Origin of the sequence: Microbacterium sp. GbtcB4, from assembly GCF_019091465.1 — a bacterium.
Classification (GTDB): Bacteria; Actinomycetota; Actinomycetes; order Actinomycetales; family Microbacteriaceae; genus Microbacterium; species Microbacterium paraoxydans.
The window spans coordinates 59895-77978 of the sequence record NZ_JAGXJJ010000002.1 but is presented as its reverse complement, the minus strand read 5'-3'; the positions used below and the strand labels follow the sequence as shown (position 1 = coordinate 77978).

The 18084-nt window shown below is 70.7% G+C and carries 19 protein-coding genes; 4 read left to right on the top strand and 15 right to left on the bottom strand.

The window, feature by feature from the left end; translation table 11 throughout:
- Positions 1 to 132 precede the first annotated feature (132 nt).
- Both KVS71_RS04185 and KVS71_RS04180 read left to right on the top strand, forming a co-directional pair.
- Entirely contained in the window at positions 133 to 1725 is a 1593-nt protein-coding gene (locus KVS71_RS04185) for a cell wall metabolism sensor histidine kinase WalK (protein WP_105949341.1), read from the top strand.
- Positions 1722 to 2858: a hypothetical protein gene (locus tag KVS71_RS04180; protein WP_060922135.1), complete on the top strand. Its 1137-nt coding sequence runs from the start codon at positions 1722 to 1724 to the stop codon at positions 2856 to 2858. The genes KVS71_RS04185 and KVS71_RS04180 overlap by 4 nt, the downstream gene beginning before the upstream one ends.
- Positions 2859 to 2872: 14 nt before the next feature.
- Here the strand turns inward: KVS71_RS04180 and KVS71_RS04175 are convergent, their stop codons facing one another.
- Positions 2873 to 3541, bottom strand: a complete 669-nt coding sequence (locus KVS71_RS04175) for a FadR/GntR family transcriptional regulator (protein WP_025104372.1) — start codon at positions 3539 to 3541, stop codon at positions 2873 to 2875.
- 186 nt (positions 3542 to 3727) lie between these two features.
- Between KVS71_RS04175 and KVS71_RS04170 the strand changes: the two genes are divergently transcribed.
- Entirely contained in the window at positions 3728 to 5515 is a 1788-nt protein-coding gene (locus KVS71_RS04170; protein WP_217583978.1) for a 2-isopropylmalate synthase, read from the top strand.
- Here KVS71_RS04170 and csrA read toward each other — a convergent pair.
- The 12 genes from csrA to KVS71_RS04110 all read right to left on the bottom strand — a co-directional run bounded on the left by csrA (position 5512) and on the right by KVS71_RS04110 (position 14737).
- A complete protein-coding gene (gene csrA / locus KVS71_RS20220; RefSeq protein WP_060922132.1) occupies positions 5512 to 5763 on the bottom strand; it encodes a carbon storage regulator CsrA in 252 nt (83 codons plus the stop codon). The two genes, KVS71_RS04170 and csrA, sit on opposite strands and share 4 nt — an antisense overlap.
- 4 nt (positions 5764 to 5767) lie before the next feature.
- On the bottom strand, positions 5768 to 7831 hold the full coding sequence (locus tag KVS71_RS04160; RefSeq protein ID WP_217583976.1) for a flagellar biosynthesis protein FlhA: 2064 nt from the start codon (positions 7829 to 7831) through the stop codon (positions 5768 to 5770).
- The gene (locus tag KVS71_RS04155; RefSeq protein WP_060922130.1) at positions 7828 to 8919 is read right to left on the bottom strand and encodes a flagellar biosynthesis protein FlhB; all 1092 of its coding nucleotides are present in this window, start codon (positions 8917 to 8919) and stop codon (positions 7828 to 7830) included. The genes KVS71_RS04160 and KVS71_RS04155 overlap by 4 nt, the downstream gene beginning before the upstream one ends.
- On the bottom strand, positions 8916 to 9677 hold the full coding sequence (locus tag KVS71_RS04150) for a flagellar biosynthetic protein FliR (RefSeq protein ID WP_060922129.1): 762 nt from the start codon (positions 9675 to 9677) through the stop codon (positions 8916 to 8918). Before KVS71_RS04150 ends, KVS71_RS04155 begins: the two co-directional genes overlap by 4 nt.
- A gap of 4 nt (positions 9678 to 9681) precedes the next feature.
- Positions 9682 to 9954 (bottom strand): flagellar biosynthesis protein FliQ, encoded by a 273-nt coding sequence (gene fliQ, locus KVS71_RS04145; RefSeq protein ID WP_025104366.1) that lies wholly within the window; start codon positions 9952 to 9954, stop codon positions 9682 to 9684.
- Positions 9951 to 10760: a flagellar type III secretion system pore protein FliP gene (fliP, locus tag KVS71_RS04140; protein WP_060922128.1), complete on the bottom strand. Its 810-nt coding sequence runs from the start codon at positions 10758 to 10760 to the stop codon at positions 9951 to 9953. The genes fliQ and fliP overlap by 4 nt, the downstream gene beginning before the upstream one ends.
- Positions 10757 to 11167, bottom strand: a complete 411-nt coding sequence (locus KVS71_RS04135) for a flagellar biosynthetic protein FliO (RefSeq protein WP_254635476.1) — start codon at positions 11165 to 11167, stop codon at positions 10757 to 10759. The genes fliP and KVS71_RS04135 overlap by 4 nt, the downstream gene beginning before the upstream one ends.
- Positions 11168 to 11238: 71 nt before the next feature.
- Positions 11239 to 11898 carry a flagellar motor switch protein FliN gene (gene fliN, locus KVS71_RS04130; RefSeq protein WP_060922126.1) on the bottom strand — a complete coding sequence of 220 codons (660 nt, stop codon included), beginning with the start codon at positions 11896 to 11898 and terminating at the stop codon, positions 11239 to 11241.
- Entirely contained in the window at positions 11895 to 12815 is a 921-nt protein-coding gene (locus KVS71_RS04125; protein ID WP_231919689.1) for a flagellar motor switch protein FliM, read from the bottom strand. Before KVS71_RS04125 ends, fliN begins: the two co-directional genes overlap by 4 nt.
- A 49-nt stretch (positions 12816 to 12864) precedes the next feature.
- Positions 12865 to 13674 carry a flagellar motor protein MotB gene (locus tag KVS71_RS04120; RefSeq protein ID WP_060923590.1) on the bottom strand — a complete coding sequence of 270 codons (810 nt, stop codon included), beginning with the start codon at positions 13672 to 13674 and terminating at the stop codon, positions 12865 to 12867.
- Positions 13671 to 14483 (bottom strand): motility protein A, encoded by an 813-nt coding sequence (locus KVS71_RS04115; RefSeq protein ID WP_071327503.1) that lies wholly within the window; start codon positions 14481 to 14483, stop codon positions 13671 to 13673. The genes KVS71_RS04120 and KVS71_RS04115 overlap by 4 nt, the downstream gene beginning before the upstream one ends.
- Positions 14483 to 14737: a flagellar FlbD family protein gene (locus tag KVS71_RS04110; RefSeq protein ID WP_217583974.1), complete on the bottom strand. Its 255-nt coding sequence runs from the start codon at positions 14735 to 14737 to the stop codon at positions 14483 to 14485. Before KVS71_RS04110 ends, KVS71_RS04115 begins: the two co-directional genes overlap by 1 nt.
- Before the next feature lie 218 nt (positions 14738 to 14955).
- On the opposite strand from KVS71_RS04110, the gene KVS71_RS04105 reads away from it, so the two are divergent.
- Positions 14956 to 16335, top strand: coding sequence for a peptidoglycan DD-metalloendopeptidase family protein (locus tag KVS71_RS04105; RefSeq protein ID WP_368874552.1), 1380 nt, complete (start codon positions 14956 to 14958; stop codon positions 16333 to 16335).
- A gap of 94 nt (positions 16336 to 16429) precedes the next feature.
- Here KVS71_RS04105 and KVS71_RS04100 read toward each other — a convergent pair whose 3' ends face one another.
- Complete coding sequence (locus tag KVS71_RS04100) at positions 16430 to 17590, bottom strand: flagellar hook protein FlgE (RefSeq protein ID WP_060923655.1); 1161 nt, start codon at positions 17588 to 17590, stop codon at positions 16430 to 16432.
- A 25-nt stretch (positions 17591 to 17615) separates the two neighbouring features.
- A complete protein-coding gene (locus KVS71_RS04095) occupies positions 17616 to 18074 on the bottom strand; it encodes a flagellar hook assembly protein FlgD (protein ID WP_060923654.1) in 459 nt (152 codons plus the stop codon).
- Positions 18075 to 18084: the final 10 nt, after the last annotated feature.

Below are 18084 nucleotides of genomic sequence, written 5' to 3'. Positions count from 1 at the left end.
TGCGAATTCCCCAGTCGCAGCGTCGGCTCCCACTCAGAATCGTAGGACGGGAAGGCCTCCTGAAGAGCGAGAAGTGACGATCTTTGAGTAATCTTGCGTGAATGCTGAGGATCGACCGGGAGGCGGACCTTGATGATCCGCACGGTCTCGATCTGGCGGTGGCAGCTGGTGTTCACCGCGAGCATCGTGGCCATCGTGGTGATGGTCGCGGGCTTCAAGCCGCAGACCCTCGCGATCCCGCTGTTCATCGGCGGAATCGGGCTCATCGTCGTCACCACCCTGGTGGCGCTCATGGTCCCGTGGCGACGACTGCCGCGCTCGGCCGTGACGGTCCTCCCGCTGCTCGACGTGCTCGGGGTCGGACTGACGACGAACGTGCCGGATCTCCGGCTCGGCTTCCTCTGGGTCTTTCCGGTGGTCTGGTTGGCGACCTACTTCTCGATGCCCTGGGTGTTCGTCGGCATCGCGCTCAGCGGTGGCTGTCTGGTGTTCTTCGCGGACCGCTCGGGCCCGCCGGAGGACGTGCTGCTGCGGGTGCTCACCGTCGTCATCACCCTGAGCTTCCTGGGCGTGACAGTCCGCATCGGCGCCCAGCGGTCCGGCGCGGCGCGCCGGCTCCTGCAGCGCCGCTCGGAACAGGTGAACCGGGCGGCGGAGCGGGCCGAGACGAATCAGGAGCGCGTCACGCAGGTCATCGACGCGCTGCGCATCGCGCTGGTGGTGGTCACCTCCGCGGGCCGCATCCTGCAGATGAACGACGCGTACCGCACCCTCTACGGCCGTGACCGCTTCGGGACGGCGCTCCCGTCGGCGTCCGTCGAGTACGACGCCCGGCGCGGGACGGCTCTGACCCCGGAGCGTACGACGCTGGCGCGCGCGGCCGCGGGGGAGTCGATGCGGGAGGAGCGGGTGTGGCTCTACGACGGGGCAGGGCAGTGGCACGCCCTGGCCGTGACCACGCAGCCCATCGCCGGAGCGCGGGAGGGGGAGCGCATCACCCTCGTCGTCATCGACGACGTCACCGCACTCCTGGAGGCCGCCGAGGAGCGGCGGGCGCTGACCGCCGTGATCTCCCACGAGCTGCGCAACCCGCTCACCGCGATCATCGGGCACGTCGAGCTCCTCCGCGAGCGCGACGACCTCCCCGGCCGGGTGCCCGCGCAGATCGAGGTCATCGCGGACGCCGGGGAGCGGTTGCAGGATCTCGTCACGAGCATGCAGGCCCAGACAGGACGGGTCTCGCACGATCCGTTCGAGCCGGTGGACCTGCGCGTCGTCGTGGAGGAGTCCGCCGCGTCCTTCGCACCGTTGATGGGTGCCGCGCGGCAGGAGCTCGTGCTCGACGGTGCCGCTCGGATGGTGATCACGGGCGACGCCTTCCGGCTCCGTCAGGTGCTCGACAACCTGCTCGGCAACGCCGTCAAGTACACGCCGGCCCGTGGCCGCATCACGGTGCGGCTGACGGAGTCGGACGGACATGCCGAGGTCACCGTGGCGGACACCGGGATCGGCATCGCCGAGGAGGAGCTGCCGCGGCTGTTCGAGCCCTACTTCCGCGCCGACAGCGCCGTGCGCGGCGGCATCGCCGGCACCGGTCTCGGCATGGGCATCGCGCGGGACATCGTGGTCGCGCACGGCGGCGCCATCCTCGTGGCGAGCGAGGTGGACGTCGGCACCACCGTCACCGTCCGTTTCCCCCGACGAATGAGAGAGGACCCTGTATGACGCCGCTCGTGCCCGTCAGCGTCGACGTCACCACGAGCATGGTGGCCGTGGTGACCGTGCTCACCGCGATCGTCGTCGGTCTCGCCACCCTGGCGCGGCCGAGCAGGGCGACCATCGTCTGGGGCGTCGCCTTCGGCATCGGGATGCTCGGCGCCTACCTCTGGTTGGCCGGTCACCACACCGGCAGCCCCGTGCTCCGTGCGGCCGCCTCCGCGATCGTCGTCTCCTTCGTGCCGCTCGTGTGGATCGGGGTGCGGATGCACTTCGGACGGTCAGCGCCCTGGCTGCCGGTCGTCCTCGCGCTCGTCGGCGTGCCCGCGGCACTGATCCTCACCGCGGGTACCCGCTGGTATCTCCCGGTCTTCCACGTCGTCTTCCTGGCGATGGCGGTCTTCGCCGGCCTGCTCGCCTGGGAGCTGCTCCGAGGACAGCCGGCGTCGCGGGACATCGTGCTGCCTCTGGCGCTCGCCGCGTGCGGCTTCGTCGTGGTCGCCGTCGTCAGCGCCGGCTCCGCCCTCGTATCGGGAGGAGTGAGCACGGAGGAACAGCTCAGCGCGCTGCGCGGGATGAACGCGGTGGGGACGATCGTCGTGAGCACGTGCGCGGCCTTCACCCTCGTGCTCCTCGTGCGGGTGGAGAGCGCGACCCCCGGGACGGACGGCGCGGCGGAGCGCGCCAGGGAGCGGCTTCGCAAGGCGGCAGCGCAGAAAGACCCGGCGTGGTCGATCCTCGACATCCGTCTGGATGATCCCACCGACCTCCGCGAGGCGTCGAGCAGTGCCGGCTTCCGCCGCATCGCCGATCGGTTCCACGCGGACATCTGCGAAGCGCTGCCGGCGACGGCCGACGCGGAGCGGGTCGCCGACGACCGCGCGATCGTCATCATCCACGGAAGCGACGAGGCGGTGCGGTTCCACCTGCGGGCGATCCTGGCATCCGTGTCGATCATCGATCTGGAGGCGCCGGCGAGCGGGATCCGCTCCTCCGCCAGCATCGGCTGGGCGACGGCAGCCGTCGCGGGATACGACTACGGCACACTCGTCGCGGCGGCGGCATCCGCGGCGGAACGGGCGCGCGACGCCGGCGGGGATCAGTGGAAGCGGGCGCAGGAGTCGGATCTGACCGCCGTCTGAGCTCGCGTTCCGCGTCAGCCGAACAGCCTCTTCACCGTATCGAGGTGCTCGCGGGTCAGGGCGCCGGCTGTCCGGGGGTCGCGCGCGGCGATCGCATCGCCGATACGCCCGTGCGCGTCCTGGTCGGCGGCGTCGCCGTGATGGCCGCGGATGCGCAGCATGTCGATCATGGCCTGCAGCGAGCGTGGGGCGAAGCCGTCGAACAGCTCTCGCAGCACGGGATTGCCGGAGGCGACGACGACGGCCCGGTGGAAGGCCATGTCCGCCTCGACGTGCGCGCGGATGTCCGTGCGTCGACGGTCGCGTTCGGCGAGCGTGCGCCTCAGCTCGTCCAGGTCGGCCGCGGTCCGGCGCTCCGCAGCGAGCGCCGCGGCCTCGACTTCGATCGCGGTGCGGGCCTCGAGGACCGCGATGATGTCGGCGCGGTCGAGGACGGCATCCCAGGTCGGGGCGGGCTCGACGGCCGTGACGAAGACGCCCGCGCCCTGGCGGGTGGCGAGCACACCGCGCCCGGCCAGGATGCGGATCGCCTCCCTGGCCGTCGACCTTCCGACCCCCAGTTGCGGAGCGAGCGTCGTCTCGCCGGGCAGCTTCCCGCCGACCTCCCATTCGCCGGCTCCGATCCGGGCGAGGAGCAGCTCGGCGGCCTGTTCGGCGAGGGATTCGCGGCGCACGGTCGTCATGGGTCCATTCTCGCAGGTGACTCGACTGCTCTGCTTGTCTGAGGAGTTGTGCTAGGTTCTCCCTATGCGCACATCCGGGTTCCTCCTCCTTCGTCGCCACGACGGGGTCTAGTCAGACCGGCTCCCCGTCGTGGGGGCGCAGGACGCGCCGGTCGCCCTCTCCGCGATCCGAACAGGAACCAGATCATGACCCCTCTCCGCGCCTTCCCGACCCTCGCCACCCCGTCCGGCGCCCTCCCCGACGACGCTCCGCACTGGAACAGGCAGCGGCCCTCGCAGATGCCCTCGCATCGCTATCGAGACGTGTACTCCCGTGTCGCCGTGCCGCTGCAGACGCGGACCTGGCCGAGCGCGCGACTGACCCAGGCCCCCCTCTGGGTCCCCGTGGATCTCCGGGACGGGAACCAGGCGCTGGCCGAGCCGATGGACCCGGCCCGCAAGCGGCGCTTCTTCGAGCTCATGGTCGCGATGGGCTACAAGGAGATCGAGGTCGGATACCCCTCGGCCTCCCGGACGGACTACGACTTCGTCCGGCTCCTCGCCGAGACCGACCTCGCTCCTGCCGACGTGACGATCCTGGTGTTCACGCCCGCGCGGCGCGACCTGATCGAGCGCACCGTCGAGTCCGTGCGCGGCATCCGGAACCCCGTCGTCATCCACATGTACACCGCCACGGCGCCGACGTGGCGCGATGTCGTCCTCGGCCAGGACAGGGAGGGGCTGAGGGCGCTGATCCTCGCGGGCGGGCAGGACGTGCTCCGCTTGGCGGGAGACCTCGACAACGTCCGCTTCGAGTTCTCTCCCGAGGTGTTCACCCTCACCGAGCCGGACTTCGTCCTCGACGTGTGCGGGGTGATGACGACCCTGTGGGACGCGACCCCCGAGCGTCCCGTGATCCTGAACCTGCCGGCGACCGTCGAGGTCGCGACCCCGAACGTCTACGCGGACCAGATCGAGTACATGCACCGCAACCTCGGGCGTCGCGACGGGGTCATCCTCTCCGTGCATCCGCACAACGACCGCGGCACCGGTATCGCCTGCGCGGAGCTCGCCGTCCTCGCCGGCGCGCAGCGGGTCGAGGGGTGCCTCTTCGGCAACGGGGAGCGCACCGGCAACGTCGACCTCGTGACCCTCGCCCTCAACCTCCACGCGCAGGGCGTCGATCCGATGATCGACTTCTCCGACATCGACGAGATCCGCCGGACCGTCGCGCACTGCAACGGCATCGACATCCATGCGCGGCACCCGTATGCCGGCGACCTCGTGCACACCGCCTTCTCGGGCACCCATCAGGACGCCATCCGGAAAGGGTTCGCGGAGCATCGCGCCCGTGCCGCGGAGGAGGGCCGCGCCGAGGGTGACATCGAATGGCGCGTGCCGTATCTGCCCATCGACCCGGCGGACCTCGGCCGCAGCTACGACGCCGTGATCCGCGTCAACTCGCAGTCCGGGAAGGGCGGCATCGCGTACCTGCTGGAAGACGCCTATGGGATCGAGCTGCCGCGGCGCCTGCAGATCGACCTCGCTCGTCACGTCCAGCGGCGCACCGAGCAGACGGGACGCGAGGTCACGGCCGCGGAGGTGTGGGACATCTTCGACGCCGCCTACCTCGCGAGCGCGGACACGAGACCGTCGAGGCTGCGGGCGGATGCCGACGTCGCGGGAGGGTGCACGACCATCACGCTCCGTGCCGACGGCGTCAAGACGCGGACCCGCCACGACGGCGTCGGTCCGGTGGAGGCGCTGGGTACGGCGCTCGCGGAGATCGGTCTGCCCGTCGAGATCCTGAGTCTGCACCAGACGAGCATCGGAACGGGCCCGGACAGCGACGCGCTCACGCTGATCGAGTACCGCGACGGCGCGCGCTCGGGATGGGCGGCCGGCCGCGACCGCTCCGTGCTGGCGGCGACCCTGCACGCCGTGCGGAACGCGGCGGAGCGCCGCGCCGCGACGACGCCGTCCCGCGAGGTCTAGGGGGTCTGCTTCTCGCGCCCCCGCGCGAGTGCCGCGGAGATCGCATCCGCGGCGCTCGCGTCGGTGTCGGCGGCGGCGGACACGTTCTCGGCGACGACGGCCTCGATGATCTCGGTGCGCTGGATGCGGGTCTCGCGCGGGGCCTTGACGCCGATGCGCACGCTGTCGCCCTTGATGTCGAGCAGCGTGACCTCGATCTCGCCGTCGATGCGCACGCTCTCACCGATCCGCCTCGTCAACACCAGCATTCGTTCAGCCTACTGGTGCGGAGGGGGCGGCCCCCAGCGACGCGGTGGCGGAGTCGCGGACCACGCCGATCGTCTCGATCGTCAGCGATGCGGCCGTCGCCTCGGTGTAGGAGAGGACCGGGAGGCCGTCGGTCTGCGCCGACACGAGCCGCCGCACAGCCGGACGCAGCGAGGGCGCGCACACGAGCACCGGTTCACCGCCGTCCGTCGGCGTCGCCACGGTCTGCTTGACCGACGCGATCACCGCTTCCATCCGCGGCGGGTCGAAGACGATCTGCGAGCCCTCGTCGCCGGGACGCAGGCTCTCCAGCATGGCCTGTTCCAGCAGCGGCGCGATCATGACGACGCGGAGCGTGCCGTCCTCCGCGAAGCGGGAGGCGATGGCCGGCCCCAGCGCGGCACGGGCGGCCTCGATCAGTCCCTCCGGGTCTGTCGAGACCTTGGCACGCAGCGCGAGCGCTTCGTAGATGCGGCTGAGGTCGTTGATCGGCACACGTTCGGCGAGCAGCCCCTGCAGCACGCGCTGCACCTCCGCGAGCGACAACAGCGCGGGGGTGAGCTCCTCGACCGCCGACGGCGAGACCTGCTTGAGCGCGTCGGTGAGCTGCCGCACGTCCTCGCGGGTGAGCAGCCGGGCGGCGTGCGTCTGGATCACGCTCGACAGGTGCGTGATGATGACGCTCGCCCTGTCGATCACCGTGGCTCCCGCGAACTCCGCGCTGTGCCGCATCTCCATCGGGATCCATTTGCCCTCGAGGCCGAACACCGGGTCCAGGGCAGCGGTCCCCGGCAAGCTGTCCAGGCCCTGTCCGAGAGCCAGCACCGATCCGGTCGGCGCGGTGCCCCGCCCGGTCTCGACGCCGGCGATGCGGATGACGTAGGTCGCCTGGGGGAGTTCGATGCTGTCCCTGGTGCGCACGGGCGGGGTGACCAGACCGAGGTCGAGCGCGATGCGGCGCCGCAGTGCTTTGACCCTCGCGAGGAGATCGTCGGGGCCGCCGGTCACCAGGTCCACGATGTCCGGGGCGAGGAGGATCTCGAGGGGGTGCACCCGCATACGCTCGATGAGCTCCTCGGGCTGGTCCGCGGGCACCGGCGCGGGGGCCTGTGCGGCCTCCGCCTCTTCGCGCTTGCGGGTCGCGGTGATGCGCTGCGCGATGAGGAGCAGCAGGGCGCCGATCACCAGGAAGGGGAGCATCGGCATGTGCGGGATGAGCGACATGACGATGGCCGCGCATCCCGCGATGATGAGGGCGTTGCGCGACTGGCCGAGCTGCGTCGACGCGGCCGATCCCATCTCGGCCTCGGCGGTCGAGCGGGTGACGATCATGCCGGTCGAGACCGCCATGAGCAGGGCGGGGATCTGCGTGACGAGGCCGTCGCCGATCGTGAGCAGGCTGTACGTGCTGACGGCCTGGTCGATCGACATGCCGTGCTGGACGAGGCCGATCGCGATACCGCCGACGAGGTTGATGATGATGATGACGAGTCCGGCGATCGCGTCGCCCTTGACGAACTTCGAGGCGCCGTCCATCGCGCCGTAGAAGTCGGACTCGGCGGCCACCTCCGCCCGGCGCTCCCTGGCCTCGGTGTCGCTGATGAGGCCGGCGTTGAGATCGGCGTCGATGGCCATCTGCTTGCCCGGCATCGCGTCGAGCGTGAACCGGGCGCCCACCTCGGCCACGCGCTCGGCACCCTTGGTCACCACGACGAACTGGATGACGACGAGGATGAGGAAGACCACGGCGCCGATGATGAGCGAGCCGCCCATCGCGATCGCCCCGAACGCCTCGATCACCTGTCCCGCGTACGCCTCACCGAGGACGAGGCGGGTGGAGGCGACGTTCAGCCCCAGCCGGAACAGCGTCGCCACGAGCAGCAGCGACGGGAACACCGAGAAGTCGAGCGGCTTCTTCACGAACATCGACGTCAGCAGGATGACCAGCGCGAACATGATGTTGAGGATGATCAGCACGTCGAGCAGGAACGGCGGCACGGGGACGACGAGCAGCATGATGATGCCGACGACGCCGATCGGCACTCCGAGCGTGATGAAAAGCTTCTTCATACGGTCCTCCGGTAGGGGAGCGAGTGGATGCCGCGGGCGGCGCCTCGGCGCCGCAGCGCGTCGACGAACACGAGGACCCGTGCCACGGCGTTGTAGAGGTCTTCGGGGATCTCCTGACCCAGCTCGCACGCGGCGTGCAGAGCGCGGGCGAGGGTGATGTCACGGACGAGGGGGACGCCGGACTCGAGCGCCTTCTCACGGATCCGCTCGGCGATGACGCCGCTGCCCTTCGCGACGACCCGTGGGGCGGACGTGCCGGGGTCGTATTCGAGCGCGATGGCGATGTGCGTGGGGTTGACGACCACCACGTCGGAGCCGGCGACCGCGGCGATCATGCGGTTGCGGCTCACCGCGAGCTGACGCGACCGGCGCTGCTGCCGGATGAGCGGGTCGCCCTCGGAGTTCTTGTTCTCGTCGCGCACCTCGCGCTTGGTCATGCGCGTGTGCTTGCGGTTGCGGCGCATCACGACGAACAGGTCGATCGCGGCGAGCACCAGACCCACGGCGATGGCGGTCTGCAGCAGTGCCGCGGTGCCGTCCGCCGCGGTGCCGAGCAGCCGGGAGACCGAATGGGCGCCGCTCGCCGTGAGCACGGGCATGAGCCCGGAGATGACGACCCACAGGGCGAGGGCGATGGCGGCCGTCTTCAGCAGCGCCTTCGCCCCCTCCCACAGCGCCTGCAGGCCGAACACCCGCCGCACTCCGGAGACGAGGTTGAACTGCTCGTAGCGCCCTGACAGCTTCCGCAGGTGCACGCCGCCCTGCACCACCGCGCCGAACAGCGTCACGATCGCGACCGCGGCCAGCAGCGCGCCCAGCGTGGGCAGCACCGAGGCGAGGGCCCGCCCCAGGGCGGCGAGGGCGGCTTCCGGAGAGGGCGCCTGCATGAGCCCGGCGAGGGTCACGAGCTGCTCGGTGCCGGCGGCGGTTCCCGCGGCGATGGCGGCGGGCATCATGACGGCGGCGGCGCCGATGCCGAGCCACGCCGTGAGGTCCTGGCTGCGGGAGATCCGGCCCTTCTGCCTGGCCTCCCTGAGGTGCTTCTCGGTGGCCTTCTCGCTGCGTTCGCCGCTGTCCGAGCCGCTCACGGCGTCACCCCCTGCATCATGCGGAAGGCCTGGGTGGCGAGGGCGTCGACGATGCCGGGGAACGCGACGTACACGGCGCCCGCGAGCAGGAGGGTGAGGAGGATCTTGACGGGGAAGCCCATCGCGAAGGCGTTGAGCGCCGGCGCCACGCGCGTGATGAGCCCGAGCCCGACGTCGGCGAGGAAGAGCACGAGGACCAGCGGGCCCGCGATCTGCACGGCGGCCAGCACCATCTGGGACACCCCGTCGACGAGCAGCTCGGTCGGTCCCGCCACACGGAAGATGCCGTCGACCGGAACCGCGTCGAAGCTGCGGGCGAGCCCGGCGAGGATGAGCTGGTAGCCGCCGGAGGCGAAGAGCAGCGTCAGCGCAGTGAGGTGGAAGAGCCGGGTGAACTGCGCGCCATTGACCATCGCCGCCGGATCGAAGGCCTGGGCGAGCTGGAATCCGCCGAACACGTCGATCAGGCTGCCCGCGGCCTGCACCGCGGAGAAGCACAGCAGCACGAGGAACCCGAGCAGGGCGCCGGTGAGGAGCTGGATCACGAGTGCACCGAGGAACGCGCCCGTATCGAGGCTCTCGTACCCCGGCGCGACGGCGGCGCCCACCGCGAGCGACAGTCCGATCGAGAGCATCGCCTTCACGCGCACCGGGATCGCGCCGTACGAGAACGGCGGCGCGATCATGATGAACGCCGTGATGCGCACGGCGGCGAGCAGGGTGGCCTCCAGCCACGCGAAGTCGATCGGGATGAACACGGGCTCATCCGCTCAGCAGCGACGGGATGCGGGCGAACATCTCGTTCGTGAAGGCGATGATCTCGGCGATCATCCAGTTCCCCGCGATGAGCAGGGCGATGCCCACCGCGACGATCTTCGGCACGAACGACAGCGTCACCTCCTGCACCTGGGTGATCGACTGCAGCAGCGAGATCGCGAAGCCCACCACGAGCGCGGTGATGAGCATCGGGGCGGCGAGCTTGGCGGCGATCAGCAGGCCCTGGGCGCCGATGTCGAGGACGGCTTCGGGACTCATCCCACACCTCCGTAGCTCTCCAGGAGCGCTTTGATGATGAGCCCCCACCCGTCGACGAGGATGAACAGCAGGATCTTGAACGGCAGCGAGATCATGACCGGCGGGAGCATCATCATGCCCATCGACATCAGCGCCGCCGCCACGACGAGGTCGATCACGAGGAACGGCACGAAGATCACGAAGCCGATGATGAAGGCCGCCCGCAGCTCCGAGATCATGAACGCGGGGATGAGCGTGTACATCGGCACGCTCGCGGCGTCCTCCGGGTTGTCCTGCCCGGCCATCCGGGTCATCAGCGCGAGGTCCTCCTCGCGCGTGTAGTGCAGCATCCACTCGCGCAGCGGAGCCTGCCCGACGTCGACGGCCTGCGTGAACGTGAGCGCGCCGTCGATGTACGGCTGCACGGCGAGTGTGTTGATCTCGGTCAGCACGGGCCACATGATGAACAGCGAGAGGAACAGCGACAGGCCCGCGAGCACCTGGTTCGGCGGGATCGTCGGGAGCGACAGCGCGTTCCTCGTCATGGCGAGCACGACGAAAATCTTCGTGAACGACGTCATCATCAGCAGCAGCGCGGGGGCCACCGACAGCAGCGTGATCCCCAGGAGGGTGAGGATCGAGCCGGACGGGCCGCCGTCGATGCCGTTGATGTCGATCGTCACGCCCTCGCCGTCGTCCGGGGTGACCTCCGCGTGGGCGGCGGTTCCGGTGAGGGCGACGAGGACGACGGCGAGGAGGATCGCGACCGCGACGAGGACGAGCAGCCGCGAGGCGCGACCGCGATCGACGGCACGGGTCGCGGTCATCGTGCGCGCCGGAGGGCCTCGGCGGTCTGCCGCCAGGTGTCGGGGGAGAGGATGGAACCGCGGAGCGGGTCGTTGCGGTGCCGCACGCGGCGACGGAGCTCCGGTGCCGGGCTGACCGCCGGGGGCGTGCTCGTGAGTGCGGCGGCAGCGAGGATGCGGTCGAACTCGGCGTCGTCGGCCGTGCGGGTGGCCGGCGGGCGCCCCTCCTCGGACTCCGCGGGCTCCGGCCGCAGGGGCAGCCGGTCGACCACGCTCACACCGTGCTCGGTGACCCCGAGCACGTAGCGGGCGTCATCGGTCTGCACGACCACGAGCTGAGCCTTGGGGCCGATGCCCTGCCGCCCGAGCACCGTGATCGCCTCGGCGTCGCGGCGCCGCGCCTGGGTCTTCGAGACCCGGCGCTGCAGGAACCAGAGCAGCCCGAGGACGGCGGCGAGCGACAGCCCGACCCGCAGCGCGAGCAGGAGGTCGTCCAGGATCAGGCCTCGACGTTCTCGAGGATGCGGGTGATCCGCACCGCGTAGTCCTGGTCGACGACGACGACCTCACCGTGCGCGATCGTGCGGCCGTTGAGCTTGACGTCGGCGGGGGCACCCGCGGAGCGATCGAGCTCCACGATGCGACCGGGCTCGAGGTCGAGCACGTCACGGACCGCCATGCGGGTGCGCCCGATCTCGACCGTGAGCTCCATCTCGACACCCGCGATGCGATGCAGGCGGCCGTCGGCTCCGGTCGGACGCGCCGGTCGATGCGTGATGCGGACCGCGAGCCGGCCGATGGTGCGTTCGGTGTGGTCGACGAGGTCGAAGAGCTGGGTCTGCGGGTCGGCGAACACGGCCGAGGCGTCGCCGACCGCGGCCTCGCCGAGCAGCCCGGGCCCGAGGGCGGTCGCGGCGGCCTCGAGCGCATCCAGCAGCCGGTCGGTGAGGGGACGGTCCCCGAGGCCGTCGACGAGGACGTCGGCATCGAGGAGCTGTACGGCGAGTTGAGCGCTCGCCTCGCCCACGAACTGTGCCACGACCGCCTCGCCGGTGTCGCCGGACACCTGGGAGGCGCGGGCGGTCACCGGTGCGGCGGTGGGCAGTCGCGCCGCGAACGCGGCGGCGACGGCGGACTCGTAGGCGGTGGTGCTGATCACGCGGACTCCTGAGCGGGGGCGGTTTCGGGGACGGTGGCGGTCACGACGCAGGCGAGGCGGGCACCGGCGCTCCCGACGGCCGCCGTCGCGACCGTCTGGTCACCGACGGTGAGGAGCATCGGGCGGTCGGCGGCGTGCGGCAGGGGCAGCAGGTCGCCGACCGCGAGGTCGAGCACCTCGCGGGGGAGCACGCTCCGCGGCGCCAGCCGGAGGGCGATCTCGACCGGAGTCGACTCCACCTGGCGGCGCACGAGGCCAGGGGTCTCGGATCGGTCGGCGTCGGAGGCCCGCACCGCGAACCCGGCGAGCACCGAGGCGGGGAGCATGATGCTCGCAGGCACCGTCCGACCGCCGTGGCGCATCGACAGCCGGGCCACGATCACCGGCTCCCCGGCGGCGGCCACCTGCGCGAACTGGGAGCTGTACTGGATGCCGGCGACGGCGACGCCGGCGGGCAGCAGACCGTCGAGGCTGCCGGTGAGGTGATCGATCGCGTCGCCGATCAACGACCGGATCAGGGCCTGCTCGATCGGCGTGAACGTGCGGTCCTCGGCGGTGGTGGTGACCCTGCCGCCGACCATCTGCACGATCCACGACGTCGCGGTCGGGATCGGAACCTGCACGATCAGACGCTCGTCGGAGTCCGGCAGCGCGCACACGATCATGGTCGTCGTCGTGGGCAGCGACTGCGCGTACTCGCCGTACGTGAGCATGCCGACGTGCTCGACGGCGATGGTCGCGCGCACGTGGATCTTGCCGCTGAGCTGGGCCGACCACTGACGGGCGAACGTCTCGAACGCGAGCTCGAGGGTGCGGGCGTGCTCGCGCGACAGCGTCGCCGCGCGTCCGAAGTCGTAGACCTCGACGTCGGCGGTCGCCGTCTCCGCGCGCACTCGCGAGCGCACGCCGTCATCCATCACCACGAACCCGACTATCGGGCGGTGATCGGCGTGCGTTAGGGGCGGGTCAGGGGGAGGTCTGCGCCGCACCCGCAGCCGGGATCAGCGCTCGCACCTCCTCGCTGGCGTCGGAGAGGATGACGATGTCCACGCGGCGGTTCTCCGCGAGTTGCTCGGGGGTGCTTCCGGCGGCCACCGGACGGGTGTCGCCGAAGCCGACGGACTTGAGGTGGGCCGGCGGCAGCCCGGCCGCTTCCACGAGGTAGCGCAGCACCTGGGTGGAGCGTCCGGCGGAGAGCTCCCAGTTGGTGGGGAACGGTGCGACCGATCCGCGGGCGTCGGCGTGCCCCTCCACGGAGATCTCGTTCGGGGCGGAGACGAGGACGGACCCCAGGGCGTCGAGCACCTGCGTCGCGGCCGGGCTGAGATCGGTGCTGTTGGTGGTGAAGAACGTCTCCGCGCTCACGAGCCCGATCGTCAGCCCGCGCTCGTCGATGGTGAACGTGACGTCGGTCTCCAGTCCGCGCTCGGCGAGGACCTGGCGCAACCGCTCGCGCAGCGCGGACAGCTCGTCGAACTCGCGCTCCGCCGCCTCCAGACCCGTGTCCGCGAAGTCCTCGCCCTCATCGTCGATGAGTTCCGGAGGTACGACCACGCCGCTGGTCACGTCGACGTCGTCCGACGGCTCCTGCCCGAAACCCGTCGCGAGCGAGGCGCTGAGGGCCTCGAACTTCTCCTGGTCCACGGTCGACATCGCGAACAGCACGATGAACATGCACATGAGCACCGTCACCATGTCGAGGTACGACGCCATCCAGCGCTCGTCCGGTCCGCTGTGCTCGGACTCCTGGACACGGCGTCGGGTGCGCACGCTCATGAGAAGAGGTCCTCGTGCGCCTCCGTCTCCGCGGGCTGCTCGCGCCGGCGGGAGCGGCCGGGGGAGCGGTCGGAGACGAGCGCGCTCAGACGTTCGCGGACGTGGGCGGGGGCGGCGCCGGCCTGGACGGCGAGCATGCCCTCCATCAGCACCGTCATGCGCTCCAGCTCCAGCTCACCGAGGCGCTGCAGCCGGCCGCCGATCGGCAGCCAGATGAAGTTCGCCGACAGCAGGCCCCACAGCGTCGCGACGAAGGCCGCGGCGATCATGGGTCCGAGGGTGTCCGGCTTGTCGAGCTTCTCCAGCACATGGGTGAGGCTGACCACGGTGCCGATGATGCCGACGGTGGGGGCGAATCCGCCGAGGGTCATGTAGAAGCGTGAGGCGGTGCGGTTCCGGGCGGCGGTCGAGGTGAGCTCGTCCTCGAGGAGTACCCGCAGATCCTCCGCGTCGGTGCCGTCGGCGATGCTCTGCAGGGCCTGCCGCAGGAACGGATCCTTCTCCTCGTCCAGACCCTGCTCCAGCGCGAGCAGGCCCTCGGAGCGCGCCTTCTCCGCATAGCCGACCACGGTGTCGATCGTGCTCTGGGCGGTGCGTCGCTCGCCGCGGAAAGCGCGCGGGAGGGACTTCACGGCGTGCAGGGCGTCGCGCAGCGTGCCGCTGGCGAGGCCGACCGCGATCGTGGCGCCGAAGACGAGCACCATCGGCGCGGGCAGCAGGAGCGACCCGACCGTCGCGCCCTCCAGGTTGATCATGGCGATCAGGGCGCCGAACGCGAGGACGAGCCCGAGGATGAGGGACGGATCCATCAGGAATCCCCTCCTGCGACGGGAGTGGCGTGTCGGGTGTCCTCGATGCCGGCGGCGACCAGCGCGGCCGCGGTCGCGAGGACGCCGGCGCGGAAGCGGGTGATGCGGGCGATCACGTCGTCCATCGTCTCGGTGACGACGAAGGTCGCGCCGTCGACCATCATGATCGTCGTGTCGGGCGTGGCCTGGACACGTTCGATCAGGTCGGGGTTCACCGCGAACCGGGAACGGTTCAGGCGCGTGAGGACGATCATGGGCTCCATCCTGGAAAAAGCTCGCCCCGCCCGAGAGCAGGGAACCGACGGCCCGTCCTGGGCTGTCGGAGAGGACTGTCGGCCGGGCGCTGCGCCGCGTTAGCGCGGGGTCGGGACCAGGTGGGATCTTTCTCACGGCGGGCGCGTCGTCGCCGATAGAGACCAGGGGCGGGGGACGATGAGCAGCGGGCGAAGGGAGCCTTGTGCGGGATCGGAACGTGGAGAAGGCCGCGGCGACGGCGGCCGAGGAGTGCGGCTGCGCGCCGACCGCTGCCGAGCGCGGCGCACTGTGGAACCAGCCGGTGAGCCGGCGCCATGCCTTCGGGATCGGCGCGCTGGGAGTGGTCGCGCTCGCTGCCTTCGGCGTCGGTTCGGGCGTCACCGCCGCGCACGCCGCGTCCTACCCGAGCTGGGACGACGTCCAGCGGGCGAAGAGCAACGAGGCGGCCAAGGCCGGCGAAGTCACCCGTATCCAGGGGCTGATCCAGTCGCTCGAGCGCAAGGTCGCCGAGACGCAGGCGGCCGCGCAGGTCGCGTCGGATGAGTTCTATGAGGCGCAGCAGGCGTACTTCGCGGCGATCACGGAGGCGGAGACGCTGCAGGCTCAGGCCGATGAGCAGGCGGCGCTCGCCGACGAGACCGCGAAGAAGGCCGGTCAGATCGCCGCCCAGCTCTATCGCAGCGGCGGGGACGACACCGCCCTGGAGCTGTTCTTCGCGGGGTCGGGTGCCAACGCCGACGAGCTGCTGTCGCGCCTCGGCACGATGAACAAATTCCTCGAGTACAACCAGACGACCTACGACAACGCCGTCTCGGCGCGCGACACCGCCCAGGCGCTGACCGCTCAGGCCGACGTCGCCCGGGACGAGCGTGACCGCCTGCAGCAGGTCGCCGAGCAGAAGATGGTCGCGGCGCAGCAGGCGGCGGACGCCGCGCAGGCGGCGCTCGACGAGCAGGCGGCGAACCTCGAGACCCTCAAGGCCCAGCTGGCCGCGCTCAAGGACACCACGACGAAGACGGTCGCGGGGTACCAGGCGGGCGTCGAGAAGCGCCGACGGGAAGAGGAAGCCCGCCGCAAGCGCGAGGCCGCTGCGGCGGCCGCGGCTGCCGCAGCGGCCGGCCGGGGGACGAGCGGCGGCGGCGGTGGTGGCGGTGGCGGTGGCGGCGGCTCAGCGGGCAGCGGCGGATGGGTACGTCCGCACGGCGGAGCACGCAGCTCGAGCTACGGCCCGCGCACCCCCATCTGCGGTCCTCAGGGATGTTCGTCGAGCTTCCATTACGGTGCGGATCTCGCCAACGGCTGTGGTGCCGCCATCTACGCCGCCAACTCCGGCACGGTCGACTACGCGGGACCGAACGGGAACTACGGCAACTACATCCGCATCCAGCACGGCGGCGGCATCAGCACCGGGTACGCACACATCAAGCCGGGCGGCATCAATGTGCGCAGCGGCCAGTGGGTGCGGGCGGGTCAGGTCATCGCGTATGCCGGCGATACCGGCCGTTCGTTCGGCTGCCACCTGCATTTCGAGGTCTACATCAACGGCGGGTACACGAACCCCGTGCGCTTCATGGAGCAGCGCGGCATCTACGTCTGACCCTGCCGAAACCCCGGTTACGCGCCGAGGCCCCGCCGTATCCACGTGAATACGGCGGGGCCTCGACGCGAAGACGGGGTCTCGCGGGAAGGGCTCAGCGCTTGAGGTTCGTGAGCTCCTGCAGAACCTCGTCGCTCGTGGTGATGATGCGGGCGTTCGCCTGGAAGCCGCGCTGAGCGACGATGAGGTTGGTGAACTCCTGCGAGAGGTCGACGTTCGACATCTCGAGTGCGCCACTGATGATACCCCCGAGACCGCCGGTGCCGGGCTGTCCGAGCTCGGCCTGACCGGAGTTGCCGCTCGGACGGAACTGCGAGGAGCCGACCTTCTCCAGGCCCCCGGGGTTCACGAACCCGGCCAGCGCGATGCGGGCCAGCACCTGGGTGTCGCCGTTGCTGAACGTGCCGACGAGGCTGCCGTCGTTGGTCAGCGCGTAGGAGCTCAGCGTGCCGGCCGGCTTGCCGTTCTGCTCCTTGATCGCGATGTCGCTGACGTCGGCGAAGCCGGTCACACCGGACAGGTCGACGGTGACGCCGCCCGACACGATGCTGCCGGCGCCGTTCTGCACGCCGTCGGTGAAGGTCAGTGCGGTGCTCGCACCCGCCCCGTCGGTGACGTCCCACCCGGTCGCGCTGCGAGTGAACGTCAGGCGCAGGGTGGACGCGGAGCCGTCGGCGCCGTACGTCTTGATGTCGCGCACGAGCGTCTCGCCGACCGCGGCGCCGGAGGGCAGGTTGCCGGTGGCCCGTGCCGTGGTGGTGGCGGCGGCCGGGCTGAGGGCGCCCACGGGGAGGGTGATGTCGCCGATGCCCTGACCGGGGACGATGGCCCCGTTGCGGGCGGTCCAGCCCTGGACGAGGGCCCCGCCGGCGCCGACGAGACGGCCGCTCGCATCGAACGTGAAGCCGCCGTTGCGGGTGTAGAGGGTCTCGCCGCCGGAGCGGACGACGAAGAAGCCGTCGCCCGAGATCATCAGGTCGGTGGGCACGCCGGTCGGCTGCGGGGCGCCTCCGGCGAAGTTAGTGCTGATGCCGGCGACCTGCACACCCAGCCCGACCTGGGCGGGGTTCTGTCCGCCGGTCGCCTGCTGCGGCAGCATCGAGTTGCGCAGGAGCTGCGAGAGGGAGTCCTGGAACTGCACGGAGGACGCCTTGAAGCCGGTCGTGTTGACGTTGGCGATGTTGTTGCCCGTGACGTCGAGCATGGTCTGGTGCGAGCGGAGTCCGGAGATTCCGGAGAACAGCGAACGGAGCATGGTGGTGCCTTTCTGGGGAGCGGGGTCAGGCAGCGGTGCCGGGGACGAGGGAGACGCCGGAGACGGCGTCGAGGGGGATCGACTTCTCGCCGATAGTCACGGTGGGGATGGCACCCGCATACGAGACCGCGGTGACGATGCCCTTCTGGGTGATGCCGTCGGCGTCGACGTACTGGGCCTCCTGCCCAAGGAGGGCGGCGGCGGTCTGCCGCATGCTGAGGGCGAAGCTCTCGGTGCTCGTCGAGGCGAGCGCCGTCAGCTGCTCCATGGATGCCAGCTGCGTGGTCTGCGAGATCATCTCGTTGGTGTTCATCGGCGAGCTCGGATCCTGGTTGGTGAGCTGGGTCACGAGCAGCTTGAGGAACACCTCGGAGTCGAGGGTCTTCTTGCGCTCGGTCGCCGGCGTCGTGCTGCCGGTCTGCACACCGGACGTCGGCGTGGCACCCGGGGGCAGGGTGCCGGTGATGGAGTCGACCGTGGTCATGGAGTCCTCT

Excerpts from the sequence above, each read along its gene's own strand:
- KVS71_RS04185 (WP_105949341.1), top strand. The coding sequence starts at position 133 with ATGATCCGCACGGTCTCGATCTGGCGGTGGCAGCTGGTGTTCACCGCG.
- KVS71_RS04180 (WP_060922135.1), top strand. The coding sequence starts at position 1,722 with ATGACGCCGCTCGTGCCCGTCAGCGTCGACGTCACCACGAGCATGGTG.
- KVS71_RS04175 (WP_025104372.1), bottom strand. The coding sequence starts at position 3,541 with ATGACGACCGTGCGCCGCGAATCCCTCGCCGAACAGGCCGCCGAGCTG.
- KVS71_RS04170 (WP_217583978.1), top strand. The coding sequence starts at position 3,728 with ATGACCCCTCTCCGCGCCTTCCCGACCCTCGCCACCCCGTCCGGCGCC.
- csrA (WP_060922132.1), bottom strand. The coding sequence starts at position 5,763 with ATGCTGGTGTTGACGAGGCGGATCGGTGAGAGCGTGCGCATCGACGGC.
- KVS71_RS04160 (WP_217583976.1), bottom strand. The coding sequence starts at position 7,831 with ATGAAGAAGCTTTTCATCACGCTCGGAGTGCCGATCGGCGTCGTCGGC.
- fliQ (WP_025104366.1), bottom strand. The coding sequence starts at position 9,954 with ATGAGTCCCGAAGCCGTCCTCGACATCGGCGCCCAGGGCCTGCTGATC.
- fliP (WP_060922128.1), bottom strand. The coding sequence starts at position 10,760 with ATGACCGCGACCCGTGCCGTCGATCGCGGTCGCGCCTCGCGGCTGCTC.
- KVS71_RS04125 (WP_231919689.1), bottom strand. The coding sequence starts at position 12,815 with ATGGATGACGGCGTGCGCTCGCGAGTGCGCGCGGAGACGGCGACCGCC.
- KVS71_RS04120 (WP_060923590.1), bottom strand. The coding sequence starts at position 13,674 with ATGAGCGTGCGCACCCGACGCCGTGTCCAGGAGTCCGAGCACAGCGGA.
- KVS71_RS04115 (WP_071327503.1), bottom strand. The coding sequence starts at position 14,483 with ATGGATCCGTCCCTCATCCTCGGGCTCGTCCTCGCGTTCGGCGCCCTG.
- KVS71_RS04110 (WP_217583974.1), bottom strand. The coding sequence starts at position 14,737 with ATGATCGTCCTCACGCGCCTGAACCGTTCCCGGTTCGCGGTGAACCCC.
- KVS71_RS04100 (WP_060923655.1), bottom strand. The coding sequence starts at position 17,590 with ATGCTCCGTTCGCTGTTCTCCGGAATCTCCGGACTCCGCTCGCACCAG.
- KVS71_RS04095 (WP_060923654.1), bottom strand. The coding sequence starts at position 18,074 with ATGACCACGGTCGACTCCATCACCGGCACCCTGCCCCCGGGTGCCACG.